18 protein-coding genes and 1 pseudogene are annotated in these 13,183 nt (G+C 67.9%); 12 read left to right on the forward strand and 7 right to left on the reverse strand.

Translation table 11 applies throughout. The annotated features are described in order from the left end of the window. Positions 1-139 precede the first annotated feature (139 nt). From MED01_RS31385 to MED01_RS31415, 8 genes and pseudogenes are all read left to right on the forward strand, one after another. Positions 140-977, forward strand: a protein-coding gene (locus tag MED01_RS31385) for an IS5 family transposase (protein ID WP_238672076.1) whose coding sequence is annotated in 2 segments (ribosomal slippage) — positions 140-421 and positions 423-977 — 837 coding nt in all. Because the reading frame shifts where the segments join, the coding sequence is not laid out codon by codon here. A gap of 29 nt (positions 978-1,006) precedes the next feature. Next, positions 1,007-2,209, forward strand: coding sequence for a helix-turn-helix domain-containing protein (locus MED01_RS31390; protein WP_238672077.1), 1,203 nt, complete (start codon positions 1,007-1,009; stop codon positions 2,207-2,209). Positions 2,210-2,333: 124 nt separating this feature from the next. After that, positions 2,334-2,495, forward strand: coding sequence for a hypothetical protein (locus MED01_RS31395; RefSeq protein ID WP_238672078.1), 162 nt, complete (start codon positions 2,334-2,336; stop codon positions 2,493-2,495). After that, a pseudogene (locus MED01_RS36415) lies at positions 2,443-2,609 on the forward strand (helix-turn-helix domain-containing protein); the annotation flags it as partial. The gene MED01_RS31395 and the pseudogene MED01_RS36415, both read left to right, overlap by 53 nt. 235 nt (positions 2,610-2,844) lie before the next feature. Continuing rightward, positions 2,845-3,237: a hypothetical protein gene (locus tag MED01_RS31400; protein ID WP_238672079.1), complete on the forward strand. Its 393-nt coding sequence runs from the start codon at positions 2,845-2,847 to the stop codon at positions 3,235-3,237. Between the two features lie 622 nt (positions 3,238-3,859). Then, positions 3,860-5,050 (forward strand): helix-turn-helix domain-containing protein, encoded by a 1,191-nt coding sequence (locus MED01_RS31405; RefSeq protein ID WP_238672080.1) that lies wholly within the window; start codon positions 3,860-3,862, stop codon positions 5,048-5,050. A 124-nt stretch (positions 5,051-5,174) separates the two neighbouring features. After that, positions 5,175-5,336: a hypothetical protein gene (locus MED01_RS31410; RefSeq protein WP_238672081.1), complete on the forward strand. Its 162-nt coding sequence runs from the start codon at positions 5,175-5,177 to the stop codon at positions 5,334-5,336. Then, a complete protein-coding gene (locus MED01_RS31415; protein WP_274526563.1) occupies positions 5,284-6,723 on the forward strand; it encodes a helix-turn-helix domain-containing protein in 1,440 nt (479 codons plus the stop codon). Before MED01_RS31410 ends, MED01_RS31415 begins: the two co-directional genes overlap by 53 nt. Here the strand turns inward: MED01_RS31415 and MED01_RS31420 are convergent. Then, positions 6,614-7,660 carry an aldo/keto reductase gene (locus tag MED01_RS31420; RefSeq protein ID WP_238672083.1) on the reverse strand — a complete coding sequence of 349 codons (1,047 nt, stop codon included), beginning with the start codon at positions 7,658-7,660 and terminating at the stop codon, positions 6,614-6,616. The two genes, MED01_RS31415 and MED01_RS31420, sit on opposite strands and share 110 nt — an antisense overlap. A gap of 72 nt (positions 7,661-7,732) precedes the next feature. Here MED01_RS31420 and MED01_RS31425 point away from each other — a divergent pair, with 72 nt between their 5' ends. Together MED01_RS31425 and MED01_RS31430 are read left to right on the forward strand one after the other, a co-directional pair. Next, positions 7,733-8,269: a TetR/AcrR family transcriptional regulator gene (locus tag MED01_RS31425; protein WP_238672084.1), complete on the forward strand. Its 537-nt coding sequence runs from the start codon at positions 7,733-7,735 to the stop codon at positions 8,267-8,269. 155 nt (positions 8,270-8,424) lie between these two features. Next, positions 8,425-8,790 (forward strand): VOC family protein, encoded by a 366-nt coding sequence (locus tag MED01_RS31430; protein ID WP_238672085.1) that lies wholly within the window; start codon positions 8,425-8,427, stop codon positions 8,788-8,790. Here the strand turns inward: MED01_RS31430 and MED01_RS31435 are convergent. Together MED01_RS31435 and MED01_RS31440 are read right to left on the reverse strand one after the other, a co-directional pair. Further along, positions 8,708-9,625, reverse strand: coding sequence for a DUF6357 family protein (locus tag MED01_RS31435; RefSeq protein ID WP_238672086.1), 918 nt, complete (start codon positions 9,623-9,625; stop codon positions 8,708-8,710). The genes MED01_RS31430 and MED01_RS31435 overlap by 83 nt on opposite strands. 4 nt (positions 9,626-9,629) lie before the next feature. Then, positions 9,630-10,208, reverse strand: a complete 579-nt coding sequence (locus MED01_RS31440; RefSeq protein ID WP_238672087.1) for a hypothetical protein — start codon at positions 10,206-10,208, stop codon at positions 9,630-9,632. Positions 10,209-10,480: 272 nt separating this feature from the next. Here MED01_RS31440 and MED01_RS31445 point away from each other — a divergent pair, with 272 nt between their 5' ends. Then, positions 10,481-10,822, forward strand: coding sequence for a GlsB/YeaQ/YmgE family stress response membrane protein (locus MED01_RS31445; protein WP_238672088.1), 342 nt, complete (start codon positions 10,481-10,483; stop codon positions 10,820-10,822). 42 nt (positions 10,823-10,864) lie between these two features. Here MED01_RS31445 and MED01_RS31450 read toward each other — a convergent pair whose 3' ends face one another. Beyond that, a complete protein-coding gene (locus tag MED01_RS31450; protein WP_238672089.1) occupies positions 10,865-11,254 on the reverse strand; it encodes a hypothetical protein in 390 nt (129 codons plus the stop codon). Positions 11,255-11,333: 79 nt separating this feature from the next. On the opposite strand from MED01_RS31450, the gene MED01_RS31455 reads away from it, so the two are divergent. Then, positions 11,334-11,666 carry a YciI family protein gene (locus tag MED01_RS31455; protein WP_238672090.1) on the forward strand — a complete coding sequence of 111 codons (333 nt, stop codon included), beginning with the start codon at positions 11,334-11,336 and terminating at the stop codon, positions 11,664-11,666. A 217-nt stretch (positions 11,667-11,883) separates the two neighbouring features. On the opposite strand, the gene MED01_RS31460 is transcribed toward MED01_RS31455, so the two are convergent. The 3 genes from MED01_RS31460 to MED01_RS31470 are packed head-to-tail and all read right to left on the reverse strand — an operon-like array spanning position 11,884 to position 12,952. After that, positions 11,884-12,306, reverse strand: coding sequence for an SHOCT-like domain-containing protein (locus MED01_RS31460; protein WP_238672091.1), 423 nt, complete (start codon positions 12,304-12,306; stop codon positions 11,884-11,886). A gap of 11 nt (positions 12,307-12,317) precedes the next feature. Continuing rightward, entirely contained in the window at positions 12,318-12,575 is a 258-nt protein-coding gene (locus tag MED01_RS31465; protein ID WP_238672092.1) for a hypothetical protein, read from the reverse strand. After that, on the reverse strand, positions 12,575-12,952 hold the full coding sequence (locus MED01_RS31470; RefSeq protein ID WP_238672093.1) for a DUF2089 domain-containing protein: 378 nt from the start codon (positions 12,950-12,952) through the stop codon (positions 12,575-12,577). Before MED01_RS31470 ends, MED01_RS31465 begins: the two co-directional genes overlap by 1 nt. Between the last annotated feature and the right edge of the window lie 231 nt (positions 12,953-13,183).

The raw sequence follows: 13,183 nt of genomic DNA on the forward strand, positions 1-13,183 counted from the left end.
ATGCTCTGTCGGTGTACCGTCCAATCATGCGTAGTAGCAGGGCGTAGCCGCTATCTCGGTTCTGTAAGTGCGTGTTTGAGAAGGTCTGTTGTGGACGGCGCGGCGGCGTGACCTTCGACGGCGGGCCGGGCAGGGTGGCGTGGTGTCTACGCGTCGTGGCTACCCCTCCGACCTGACCGACGCCCAGTGGGCGCTGATTGAGGCTTTGCTGCCGGAGCCGAACACGGACGGCCGGCGGGAGAAGCACCCGCGGCGGGAGATCGTCAACGCGATCCTGTTCGTGGTGCGGTCCGGGTGCCCGTGGCGTTATCTGCCTGCTGACCTGCCACCGTGGCAGACGGTGTACTGGTACTTCACCCGGTGGGAAGAATCCCGCGTCACCGAGAAGCTCTTGGCCACCCTGCGGATCAAGGCCCGAGTGCAGCAGGGGCCGAGAGCCCGAACCGTCGGCCGGGATCATCGACTCCCAGAGCGTGAAGGGCGCCGACACCGTCGGCCGGGACAGCCGCGGCTACGACGCGGGCAAGAAAATCAACGGCCGGAAACGGTTCATCGTCACCGACACCCTGGGGCTGCTGGTCACGGTGACTGTCCTCGCCGCGAGCTGGCAGGACCGCGATGGCGCGAAGGCCGCCCTGCTGAGCGCCTACATGGCCACCCCAATTCGACACGTCTTCGCCGATCAGGGCTTCACCGGACGACTCGTCGACTGGACCCGCGACATCCTGCGCATCACCCTCGAGATCCTTCGCAAGCCCGCTGACCAGCGCGGCTTCGCCGTGCACCCGCGGCGGTGGGTGGTGGAACGAACCCTGGCCTGGCTCACCGCCTATCGCCGACTCGCCCGCGACTACGAACGCCACCCCGAGGTCTCCGAAGCCATCATCCGCTGGGCCGCCATCGCCGGTATGACCCGCCGCATCACCCGCGGTCGACCCGCCCGCCGCCAAGCCCGCCGCACCTTCAACTGGACCTGATCACACCATCTCAAACACGCTCTAAGAGGATGGGCGAAGTCGTGGTGAAGAAGCCGGACACCGTCGGTGCCAGGATCCGGTACTGGCGTATGCGTCGTGGCGGGATGAACCAAGCTGTCCTTGCTGGGCTCGCAGGTGTCACCCAGTCTTACGTGTCGCAGGTCGAGTCGGGGCGGAAGACCATCTACCGTCGCTCCACTCTGGTCGCTCTTGCTGCTGCACTCCATGTCACGGTGGCCGACCTACTCGGTCAGGGCAGCGAGCCCGGCGATCCGGCCCGTGAGAGCGCAGCTGAGTGCGTGCCAGCCATCTGGTCCGCCCTGATCGAAATCGAGGACGGCGAGCGTCGCCCGTCAACCTACACACCGGAGCGGCTGACCGCCGAGATTGCTCGCGCCGAACAGCTTCGCACGTCCTGCAACTACCCAGCTATGGCTCGTCTGTTCTCCGGCCTGCTGCTCGAAGCTGCTGCCGTGGGCGGCACCGCGCTCGTTCAGGTGGTCTATCAGGCCGCCACCTGTCTGCGGAACCTCGGGTACCGCCACCTGGCCCTCAACGCCGCCCGGCTCTCCGCGACGGTCGCCGAGCACGTTGAGGACCCGGCGTGGATCGCGGCATCCCGTTTCGCCTACGCGCAGAGCCTGCCGATCGAGTCAGCCGCCGTCGCGGCCCGCGCTGCTGACCGGTCTGTGACCGAGCTTCAAGCTGATGCCGACGACGAGCGAGTGCGACAGATGCTTGGTCAACTCCACCTCTCTGCCGCGTTGACCTCGGCAGTAAGTGGGCGCCTGGATGTCACCCGCGACCACCTCGCCGAGGCGGCCCGCGAGGCAGCGACCCTCGGCGATCCGCCTGACGGTGCGGGCTTCAACGGCTGTGGGTTCGGACCAACCAATGTTGGGCTCTGGGAGATGTCGATCGCGGCCGAGCAGGGCGAGTCCGGCCGGGTCATTGAGCTGTCTCGGACAGTTCGCCCGCAGGTTCTCGCGGCGTCGATCCGCCAGCAGTCTTACTGGCTCGACCTCGGTCGCGCCTTGGCGGACGGCGGGCGGCGGGATCCCGAAGCCCACGCCGCGTTCGTGCAGGCCGAGCGGGCGGCGCCGATCCCGTTCGCCATCAATCCCCTCGCCCGCGATGCCGTGGTGACCCTGGCCCAGCGCGCTCAGTGCCGAGCCATCCCCGATGAGTTGCGCCTGCTCGTCGGCCGCATCGGTATCAACCTGGCCGCATAACCGGAAGTAATCAGCCCATCACCAATCAGCCCTACTGTCCGGTTTGGGACGTGAACGCGTCCTGATGGTCCAGCGCGGCAACGGTCGATCCTGAGCTGCTGGGCCTCCATCGGAGGAGGCGGGGATGAGCGGTCAGGACGACAACGCTCCGGAGGACAACGGCGAGGCGGCCGAGCGGGAAGCTGCCAAACAGCGGCTCCTGGCTCAGGCCGAGGCGGAGCGCGTGCCCGTGGATGACGCGACCCGCGCGGTCCCGGACCGGCGGTGGCGGCGTGACCAACGATGACCTCCCGATCGGCCGCCGGGTGGCGAGCTGGCGGGTGCGGCGGTCGATGACGCAGCAGATGCTCGCCGACCGGTTGTGCAGGTCGAAGAGCTGGTGGACAAGATCGAGCGGGGCGCCGTCGGGTGAGAGCACGGTCGGCTCCACCGTGGGCGGTGATCGGATGCGGGCAGGCCGAGGTGCCATCCGACAGATACCACTCTGAAACTACCTCAATCGTCATCAGACTCAGGTGGACGCCAGCTTCCGAGTGACCCGCCCGGACTACGTCGTTTCAGGTGCTTGACCTGTCAATTTTCCGCCGGTAGTTTAAATCCACAACGACAGGCATCTATCTAAGAGCAGGTGAACCGTGCTGTTGAAATCCATCGCCATCGCCATCACCGCGTCCGTCGCAGGCGCGCTGGCCGCCGCCCCCGCCGCCTCGGCGGCAGCACCCGGAGTGTCGGTACAAGGCTCGGGGTCCGGGAACTGCCCGCAGGGCATGCTCTGCATCTGGCCCAACTGGAATCACCCGCCGCAGGGTCCCGTGGAGACGCCGTCTCTGACGACCAACAGCGAGTGGACCGGCAGCATCCAGGGATTCAACTTCTACAACGGCACAGGCCGCGACGCCGTAATATCCGGGTTCATGCTCGGCTCGTCGATTCCCTTCAAGAACTGCGCTCCTGCCGGCGGGACCGGGGGCGACCTGTATATACCGGTCAACGTGACGAAGGTGACTTGGCAGCTGACCCCCTGCTGATCCTCCACTGGGCCTTTCCGAGTAGTGGCTTGGAGTAGCTGGCTCGATCAGCGGTCCGGACGCGCCCGGATTCGTTGCCCGCAGAACCCCGTATGAAGGTGGTCCTTCCCAGGATCACCGTCATCGAGGTTCTGCGTCGCTATGAGCGTCGTGGGCAATCGCCGACAACGGCCTCGTCGTGGGCTCCACCACCGATTCTCGACTGCGCCCAGCGAGTTGAACCGACTGCTGAGAAGGCCGGCACCAGGGTCGAGCGCGCTGAACCATCAAGCGGAGCAGCGCTCGAGCGATTTCTCATTCAAATGACAGCGCTTGTCGAGGCGCGTGGTGTATTGCCTGCGAACGACGACGAGCAACCTTCCGTGGTGATGATCGGATGCCGGTCATCGGCGGATTCGGGGGCCGTGCGGGCACCAGTACTAGGCACTCGGCTGGCTCGTTCAGGTCATCCGGCAAACCCTAGCCAACTCTGACGATTGAGTTGGGCCAAGTGCAGATGAGCCTGCGACGCCTCTCGGGGCATTCAGCGGCATCACTTGGCTGCTGTCGGTGTACCGTCCAAACGTGCGGGATAGCATGGCGTGGCCGCTGTCCTGGTCCTCTACCTGGGGTGGGTGTAGGCATGGTGACGAAGCCGGACACCATTGGGGCCAGGATCCGGTACTGGCGGATGCGCCGGGGCGGCATGACGCAGGCCGTTCTCGCTGGGCTCGCGGGCGTCACCCAGTCGTACGTGTCGCAGGTCGAGTCGGGTCGGAAGACCATCGACCGCCGCTCCACTTTGGTGGCTCTCGCTGCCGCGCTCCAGGTCACGGTCGCCGACCTGCTTGGCCAGGGCACGGAGTCCGGAGATCCGGCCCGTGAGGGCGCGGCCGAATGCGTGCCGGCGGTCTGGTCGGCCCTGATCGAGATCGAGGACGGCGAGCGCCGCCCGTCGACCTTCACAACGGAACGCCTGACGGCCGAGATCGCCCGTGCCGATCAGCTCCGCAATTCGTGCAACTACCCGGCCATGGCCCGCATGCTTCCGAGCCTGCTGCTCGAAGCCGCTGCCGTGGGAGGTGCCTCCCTCGCTCAGGTTGCTTACCTAGCCTCTACCTGTCTTCGGCACCTCGGCTATCGCCACCTGGCCCTCAACGCCTCCCGGATATCCGTGTCGGCTGCTGAGGACGTCGAAGATCGAGCGTGGATCGGCGCATCCCGGTTCATCTACGCGCAGAGCCTGCCGATCGAATCCGCGCGCTTAGCGGCCGCATCCGCTGACCGGTCACTAGTGGAGCTACAGGGAGATGCCTCCGACATCCGGGTGCGCCAGATGCTCGGCCAGCTCCACCTCATGGCTGCGCTCGCCTCGACCGTGGATGGACGTTCCGATGCGGCCCAGGATCACCTTGCAGAGGCCGCTCGCGAAGCCGAGAGCCTGGGAGATCCGGCCGACGGAGGCGGCTTCAACGGCTGCTGCTTCGGGCCAACCAATGTGGGGCTCTGGAAAATGTCCATCGCGGCTGAGCAGGGCGAGTACGGCAAGATAATCGAGCTGTCCCAGACGATCCGCCCGCAGGTGCTCAAGGCGTCCAACCGGCAATTGTCGTACTGGCTCGACATTGGGCGAGCGCTGGCAGACGGCGGTCGGCGAGATGCAGAAGCCCTCGCCGCATTCGTGCAGGCCGAGCGAGCCGCACCGATCCCGTTCGCCATCAACCCCCTCGCCCGCGATGCCGTGGTGACCCTGGCCCAGCGCGCCCAGCGCCGAGCCATCCCCGACGAGTTGCGCCTGCTCGCCGGCCGCATCGGCATCAACCTGGCCGCGTAACTGCCAGTAATCACTGCATCACCAATCCGCCCTACTGTCTGGTTTGGGACGTGAGCACGTCCTGATGGTCCAGCGCGGCAACGGTCGACCCTGAGCTGCTGGGCCTCCACCAGAGGGGGCGGGGATGAGCGGTCGGGACGACAACGCTCCGGAGGACAACGGCGAGGCGGCCGAGCGGGAGGCTGCCAAACAGCGGCTCCTGGCTCAGGCCGAGGCGGAGCGCGTGCCCGTGGATGACGCGACCCGCGCGGTCCCGGACCGGCGGTGGCGGCGTGACCGACGATGACGTCCCGATCGGCCGCCGGGTGGCGAGCTGGCGGGTGCGGCGGTCGATGACGCAGCAGATGCTCGCCGACCGGTTGCGCAGGTCGAAGAGTTGGGTGGACAAGGTCGAGCGGGGTGCCCGCGCCCTGGACCGGTACTCGGTGATCCAGGAACTGGCCCACGTCCTGCGGGTCGACCCGGAGGTGCTGCTCGGCCAGCCGCGGAGCACCCCGGCGGGCACGCCGGTCGGGGTGGACGACATCCGGGCCGCGCTCGCCCGCTACGACATTCCGCAGGCTCCACCGCAGACGGACGAGCTGAGACGGCAGATCGGGCATGCCTGGTTGACCTATCAGCACGCGCACTACGGGCAGTTGGTGCGCCTGCTGCCCTGTCTGCTCGACGCCGCCCAGGGTGCGCGGTCGGCGGAGCTGCTGGTGCAGGCGTACCGGATCACCTCATCGCTGCTGGTCAAGCTCGGCGAAGCCGACCTGGGATGGCTGGCCGCCGACCGGGCGATGACCGCAGCCGGCGACGACAGGCTCCTCGCGGCGGCAGCAACCATCGAGGTAGCCCAGGCGCTCCGCGCGCAAAACCGCGACCGCCTGGCCCTAACCGCGCTGCTCCCCACCGCCAACCGCGTCCTCCCACAGTTAGCCAACCCCGGTGATCAAGAGGTTTGCGGGCTCTTTGGCGATCAAAATTGCCCGAAACCTCTTGATCACGAGAGCGGGAGCGGGAGCGGGGGTGATGGGCAGGGCGGCCACCGGGGGAGGGCGGTGGGTGGGACGTTGCTGGTGCAGGCCGCGCTCGCTGCCGCCGGCTGTGGCGAGCACCGCCGCGCGGACGAGCTGATCGACCGGGCGGCAGGGATCGCCGCCAGCCTGAGGGGGTACGACGACACGCACCGCACCAGCTTCGGGCCGGTCGCCGTTGAGCTGGCGCGGGTGCTCGTGGCGGCACAGCGAGGTGACGCCGCCGAGGCGTTGCGAAGGCACTCGACAGTGGTGCGGCGGGAGGGGTGGCGGCGGTTGCCGGCCGAACATCGGGGAGCGTATCTGGTCGACGTCGCGCGGGCGTACCTCCAGGTGGGTGACCTGCGTGGGGCGGCACGCGCCTTGGTCGACGCGGACAGTGTCGCGCCGGCTGAGGTTCGGTGCCGGCCGTTGGCGCGTACGGTGATCGCCGATGTTGCCCGCGCGCGGCCGGCGCCGGCCGGCGTGGCGCGACTGGCGACGCTGGTCGGCCTCACCCGCTCACCACGCGCTGTGCCGGCAGCCTGGGGACGATGCCGCGTCCTCAGATGGCGGGAACGGGAGGAAGGTCGAGCAGGGTGCGGTCACCGTCGACGCCCTGATCCAGTGCGGCCGCGACATCCTCGTGCGGGGCTCCGGGCCGGACGGCACTGACGTCGTCCAGACGCCGGTAGTCCTGGTCGCTGAGGTCGAGGTCGAGAGACTTCAGGTATTCCTCCAGCTGGGTCAGGGTGCGCGGGCTGACGATCGGGATCATGGCCGTGGGAGCCAGCGCGGCCCGGCGATGCAGCCAGGCCAGGGCGACCTGGGTCGCGCTCGCACCGAGTTCCTCGGCAATCGCCAGTACGGCGTCGACGACGGCGGTGCGCTGCGCCGTGCCTTCGACCGTGTCGCCTCGGGCGGTCAGCCGGCCCTGTGCACCCTGTCGATACTTGCCGGTCAGCAGGCCGCCGGCCAGCGGGGAATAGAGGACCGCGCCCAAGCCGTGGGCCTGCGCCATCGGCAGCAGCTCCCGGTCGGCGGAGCGTTCGGCCAGGCTGTATTCCGTCTGTATGCCGACCAGGGGGGCCAAGCCGCGTAGGTCGGCGTGGACTGCGGCGCCGGCGACTCGCCAGGCGGGGAAGTTGGACAGGGCGCCGTGCAGGATCTTGCCGGAGCGGATCAGGTCGTCGAACCCGGCCAGGATCTCCTCGATCGGTGTGACGCCGTCGGGGAAGTGCGGCATGAAGATGTCGACGTAGTCGGTGTTCAGGCGGCGCAGACTCGCCTCGAGAGACCGGATCATGATCTTGCGGCTGTTGCCGGTCGTGCCGGGGCGCGGCTGGGATTGCCTGCTCCCGCTGTACTTGGTGATGATCACGAAGTCGTCCCGCTGACGCCCGAGCAGCCCGCCCAGCACGCTCTCGGCCTCCCCGTCCCGGTACAGGTTGGAGGTGTCGAAGGTGGTGCCGCCGGCGCTGACGAAGGCCTCGAAGATCTGTCGTGAGGCCTCCGGGCCGGCGCCGGCGTCCGAGGTGCTGAAGTTCGCTGTCCCGAGCGCGTACTGCGACACGCGCAGTCCGGTCAGGCGGCCGAAGGTTTGGTAGCGCATGGAGGGCTCCTGAGTTCCGGTGCGAGGAGGTACGCTCTCGACAGTAGCAAGAAAAACGAGGGGTCACTCTTTATGCCCAGGGTTAGTCAAGCGCATCTCGACTCGCGCCGCCAGCAGATCGTGGATGCCGCCCGCGCTCGGTTCGCCAGCCACGGCTTCGCCCACACGTCGATGGCCGACATCGTTTCCGAGTCCGGGCTCTCCAACGGAGCCATCTACCGGTACTTCACGAGCAAGGACGAGATCGTCGTCGCGGTCTGCGAGCAGGGGACCGACGCGCTGCCGAGGGCGCTCACCGCCGAGGCGGTGGGGGGTTTCCTCGAGCATGTGCGTAGCCAGGCCCGGGACGCCCACCATGCCCGGTTGGTTGCCCAGATCTACGCCGAGGCGGCGGTATCGCCGCTGCTGGCCGCAGTTGTGCAACGACAGCTCTCCGCCATGCGGGCCGCGATCGCCGAGCTGGTGCCCGACCGTCAGCGCCCGCGAGCCGGACAAATCGCCGAAGCGTTCGTGGCCCTCTGCGTCAGTTACAGCCTGCAACTGGCGGTCCGCGGCGACGTGGACCCCGCACCCTATGCCGCAGCGTTGATGGCGATCATCAACGACTAGGCGGGCGCGCTGCGCCGGATCGCTGCCGGCCCGCGAACCCTCGTCCGGCGTCCGGGTGTCGGACGGCAACCTCGCGGAGGTGGTCGAGCGCAAAAAAGAGCAGACCGTCATTTTGAATGCTAGGGTCGATCAGTATCCCGCCCTCTGGAGGAGCCATGCCGGTAGCTCACATCGCCGCGATCAACCTGGACTGCCCCGACCCGGCCGACCTGGCCCGCTTCTGGGCCGCCATGCTCGATGGTGAGGTCGCGGTCCAGACACCGGACTTCTGTGCGGTCAAGGCGCGTTCGCTGATCCTCGGCGCCGTTCGCGTCGACGACTACCGGCCACCGACCTGGCCCTCCGGCGAGCGGTCGCAGCAGATCCACTTCGACCTGGCCGTCGACGACCCCGACACCCTCGACGACGCTGAGGCGCGCGCCATCGAACTCGGAGCCGTCAAAGAAGAGCAGCAGTTCGGGCCGGACCGTTTTCGCGTCCTGCGCGACCCGGCCGGCCATCCCTTCTGCCTACGCCGCTAACCCGGCGGGTCCGACATCCAGGGGCCGTGTTGGTCGAGTGCGGCGCAGCCTCCGAGCACATCAGGAAGCTCACCGTCCGCACCGCGTCGTCGACGAGTTCGGGGTACGCGCGGCGCACGGCGTTGTCGACCGTCGCCGTCATCCGGCCCCAGTCGCGCTTGTCGGTGGCCCGGTGTCCCCGCCGCGGGTCGAGACCGATCCGCATCCCGGCGCACGCCTGCTCGGCAACGGCGATCACCTGGATGACCTGGGGCAGGAGTGCGGGGTCGACCGCGTCGGGGCTTCGCCGTGGAATTGTCGCGCCGTGCAGGTACTGGCCCGTGTACCGCAGGATCTGCGCGTCGAGTGGCCCGAGGGTCACGCCCCGCTCGGCACGTTGGCGGTCCGCGTGATGCTCCTGCGCACGCTTCTCGTTCGCCTCCTCCGTCGCCGCGCGCACCGCCTCGCAGACCTGACCGCGCTCCAGGAGGCGGATGTCGGCGCCGTGGGCGACGAGCCGGGTCCGGTCCCACCGGAGGCGCCGAAAGAGCGCGTCGACGTCGGCGGGCGGGGAGAGCAGGACCGGGTCCAGTAGCGCTACGGCGGCGTTCTCGTCGAGCGAGCCCCGGGTGCCGGCGGCGTCGCACAGCGGTAGGACCGCGCTCCACAGCAGCAGGTGCCTGGCCAGGTCCACCCTGATCACCGCAAGGTGGGCTTCGGAGATCGGGAACGTGAAAGTGCGCGGCTCATGGTTGGCGTCGGCACCGGCGGCGAGCATCAGCTTCAGCTCGCCGTCCTCCCGAATGACGCTCGGGATCCAGAGGCTGCCGCTGCGTGCAAAAACGATGTCTGTCACCTGTTCACGCCCACCGTTCGCATTCGGCGTCGAGGCGTGGGTCGCTGCGCACCCAGACCTCGCCCCCGGCGGCATCGGCCGGGGCGTCGACCCGTTCGAGACCGAGGAACTCGATCAACGTGAGCAGTTCGGCTCGTTCGGCCCGGTCGTCGTCGATGTCATGCGAGTCGAAGAAGATGTAGTACTGGTCGGTCGGGTCGACGTAGCCGGAATCCGCCCAGATCCGGCCCACCTCGTCGATCGCCGCCGCCTCCGTCGTGAAGGTGGCGGCGCGGGCGGCACCCCGGATCTCCGGTGCCGCGTCGAGGTCGGAGAGGTCGGAGAACCACTGGCCAAAGTGGTCGAGGCCGGCGTACCCGTTCTCGAAGAACAGCATCGCGCTCGGCAGGTAGCGGTTGGGTCTGTCGACCCGGAGGTGTTCCGACCGAGGGTGGTCCGCGTCAGTGATCCGGGAGATCACTCCCAGGCTGGGCATGAGGACCAAACTCTGCCTCGCCGCTTCGTCGGTGACGGTGTAGGTGTCGGACTCCCGGCCCCGGAAGAACGCGGAGAACGCCACGTAGGCCTCCTGAGGGTCGCCCACCGAGACATGGTGATCGTTGCCATCACCGACGGCGAATACGAACTGCTTCGGGCCGGGTTTGTAGGGGCGGGCCATGTGCGTCCTCCGCTCAGGTGTCAAAGCTCCGGCAGCGTATTGGATCAGAGCGACATTCCCGCCGGCCCTGATCGTCGGTGTGCTGGGCGCGAGCGACCAACCACCGGCAGGCCCTGAACCGGACCGCGACCGGGGCGGGGTTTCCGGGAACGTGAGATTCGGGCATGTATCTGGGCACTGCTGGAGGGGAGACGGCAATGCTGGTAAGTGGTTATCTCGGCGCGGTGCTCATCGGTGCCCTCGTCGGCCTGCTCGGTCGACTCATCCTGCCGGGGAGGCAGCGGATCGGCTTCTTCGCCACGTTCGTCATCGGCGTCGGCTCGGCGGTGCTGGGCACGGTGGTCGCCAGGGCGCTCGATATCGACGACGGAGCCAGCGTGGAGGTGTGGGTGCTGCGCTGGGACTGGGTAGTGCTCGCGATCCAGGTCGGCCTCGCGATCATCGCCGTGGCACTGGCGAACATGCTCACTTTCACCCGGCTTGCCGGCGGCGACGACAAGCCCCGCCGGCGGGCCCGTCGCAGCAAGGCCAAGAGCTGACGAGCCAAGCCATGTCAGGTAGTCCACCGGTTTGTGCGGCGGTCAGGGAGTTGTCGTCCGCGCCCTACGCCGGGCGAGTGCGTCGCGGATGGCGAACACGACGAGGGCGAACGGCACGAAGACCCAAAGCTGAAGCACCGTGTAGCGGCGCAGTTCCCCGTTGGTGTCGACGCCGGTCAACTCGGAGTCGAGGGCGCCGGGCCGCATCAGCGCGAGCGCGTACAGGGACAGTGGCGCGTAGTTGAGACCCGCGCCGACCAACCACAGGCCGAATGCTCGGGTGCCGAAACCGTTCGCTGACGCCAGTAGCCAGCAGCCCCACGTCACCATCAGCACCACGCCGACGAGGAACTCGGCCAGAATGATCCGCCGTCGGCGCGTGGTTCCTCGGCTGCCGTACATGTCGATGGCCGCCAGGCGACGAACGTTCATCGGATCGATGATGCCATCGGCGGGCAACCTGAGATCGTGGCTCGGGGCGGCCTGGCCAGGCCGCCGTTAGGATGCGGGAATGGGCAGGTTTCTTGCGCTCTTCAACGGCGCGGCTGATGAGGTCGGCAAGGCCGAACTCACCGAACAGCAGCAGACCGAGTTCATCAACGCCTGGGCGTCGTGGGCGCAGGCCAACGAGAAGGCCATCGTCGACCCCGGCGCTCCACTGAACGCGAAGAAGCTGGTCACCGCGCAGGGTGTCGAGGACTTCACCGACGCGCTGACCGGCTACACCATTGTCGAAGCGGGCTCGCACGACGAGGCGGTTCAGATCTTCTCCGGGCACCCGCACCTGACGCTGTTCGCCGGCAACTCGATCGCGGTCCTGGAGTGCCCGCCCCCGCCCAGCTGATCCGCGTCTTTACGTCCCCACGATTCCGCGCACCATCAGGGGTGTTGGTGCCTCACGGCAACCAGCGGAGGGACCACCCGTCCGAGTGGTCCCTCCGCTGGTTGCCGGTGAGTGGCTAGACTTCAGGTTGGCAGTTCACCTGTGCTCTGCTGCGGCGGGCGCAGCCTCGGGAGGGTGTTCCAGCACCCTCTCGAGGGGCCGTCCCATCGGACGACGCCTATTCGCAGAAGACCCGCACTGTGGCATCGGGGGAGTCCACCTCCACCGTCACGTCGTCGAGGTGCTCCACGAGCGCCTCCAACTGCTCGGGCTTGAGCTGCGTCAGGTCGATCGGCACACCCGAGTCGCTGAGTGAGGCGTTGGCCTTGACCAGGGCCTGCGGCGGGACCAGCGCCGCCAGCCGTACGCCAGCTCGCAGCAGTTGCAGTGGCACTCGCACGTTGACCCGCGACGGCTCGCCGTTGTCGGTGGCGTCCACCACCACCCGCAGGTATTTCACCTTGCCCTTCGGCTTGGCGTCGTGGCCTGCCACCGCCGGTGCCTGGTCCCGTTCGAGGGCGGCGATGAGCTGCTCCGCCTCCTCCGCGGTGATCTTGCCGGCGGCCAGCATGTCGAGGATGTCCTTGCGTTGTTCGGTCATGCGAACCTCTCCTATCGGATAGCCACGAGCACGGCCGTGTGGCAGTGCTCGATGTCGAAGCGGGCGCCGGGCAGCGCGGAGATGACGCGCCAACCAGCGCCGAGTGCCCGCACCACACCGATGCGGAACACCAGGCAGGCCACGATCGCCGCGAGCACGACCAGGACCACGACCGGGAAGAGCAGGAGCGCCACGGGGAGCACCGGAACCCAGAAGCGCAGGGGCCGACGGTCTGGGCGGTTGACCTTGACGGTCACCAGCTGCGGCATCACGTCCGGCCGCCCAGCTCGGTCAACGCCTGCTGTGCGGTGATCTCACCGCGGCGTAACCGGTCGATGATGTCGGCCCGCGACGGCGCCGGGTCGGTCTCGACGAAGTCGAGCATCTGTGTGATCCGGTTGAGACGTGACTTGATCGTCGGGTAGCTCACCCCGAAGATGCGTTCCATCTCCTTGATCGAACCGTGGCTGCGCACGAACGCCGTGACGAAGACCTGGTCCTCGACGTTGAGCTGAGCCAGCTGCGGCAGCTCGAACTCGCCCTCGATCGCGACGCCGTTGCTCGCCAGGCGCACCCGCTCGACGACCAACGGCTGCCCCCGAGTCAGGCTGGTCAGCTCCTGCCAGTCCATCGGCTGTTCTGTCATACCTAAAGTTGTATCTTAAGAATCCTCAACTTCCAAGGTCTGGGCCTTAACTTTCTTAATTCCGACTCCAGGTGCTGCGGGTGATCCACTCGCGTTCACGGAAAACCGGGGTGTCCGGGCTCGGCGGACACCCCGGTTTCACGGAACCCGAGTCGATCACGCCGGGCCGGCAACGAGCCGCGGCGACGTCTCGGGTGTGTGTCGTCGTGCCGTTCTCGGGTGGGCGGCCGC

It is taken from the genome of Micromonospora alfalfae (assembly GCF_022230925.1).
GTDB classification, from domain to species: Bacteria; Actinomycetota; Actinomycetes; order Mycobacteriales; family Micromonosporaceae; genus Micromonospora; species Micromonospora alfalfae.

Coding starts and splice junctions, on each gene's coding strand:
- MED01_RS31390 (WP_238672077.1), top strand. CDS start 1,007: ATGGGCGAAGTCGTGGTGAAGAAGCCGGACACCGTCGGTGCCAGGATC.
- MED01_RS31395 (WP_238672078.1), top strand. CDS start 2,334: ATGAGCGGTCAGGACGACAACGCTCCGGAGGACAACGGCGAGGCGGCC.
- MED01_RS31405 (WP_238672080.1), top strand. CDS start 3,860: ATGGTGACGAAGCCGGACACCATTGGGGCCAGGATCCGGTACTGGCGG.
- MED01_RS31410 (WP_238672081.1), top strand. CDS start 5,175: ATGAGCGGTCGGGACGACAACGCTCCGGAGGACAACGGCGAGGCGGCC.
- MED01_RS31415 (WP_274526563.1), top strand. CDS start 5,284: ATGACGCGACCCGCGCGGTCCCGGACCGGCGGTGGCGGCGTGACCGAC.
- MED01_RS31420 (WP_238672083.1), bottom strand. CDS start 7,660: ATGCGCTACCAAACCTTCGGCCGCCTGACCGGACTGCGCGTGTCGCAG.
- MED01_RS31425 (WP_238672084.1), top strand. CDS start 7,733: ATGCCCAGGGTTAGTCAAGCGCATCTCGACTCGCGCCGCCAGCAGATC.
- MED01_RS31430 (WP_238672085.1), top strand. CDS start 8,425: ATGCCGGTAGCTCACATCGCCGCGATCAACCTGGACTGCCCCGACCCG.
- MED01_RS31445 (WP_238672088.1), top strand. CDS start 10,481: ATGCTGGTAAGTGGTTATCTCGGCGCGGTGCTCATCGGTGCCCTCGTC.
- MED01_RS31450 (WP_238672089.1), bottom strand. CDS start 11,254: ATGAACGTTCGTCGCCTGGCGGCCATCGACATGTACGGCAGCCGAGGA.
- MED01_RS31455 (WP_238672090.1), top strand. CDS start 11,334: ATGGGCAGGTTTCTTGCGCTCTTCAACGGCGCGGCTGATGAGGTCGGC.
- MED01_RS31460 (WP_238672091.1), bottom strand. CDS start 12,306: ATGACCGAACAACGCAAGGACATCCTCGACATGCTGGCCGCCGGCAAG.
- MED01_RS31465 (WP_238672092.1), bottom strand. CDS start 12,575: ATGCCGCAGCTGGTGACCGTCAAGGTCAACCGCCCAGACCGTCGGCCC.
- MED01_RS31470 (WP_238672093.1), bottom strand. CDS start 12,952: ATGACAGAACAGCCGATGGACTGGCAGGAGCTGACCAGCCTGACTCGG.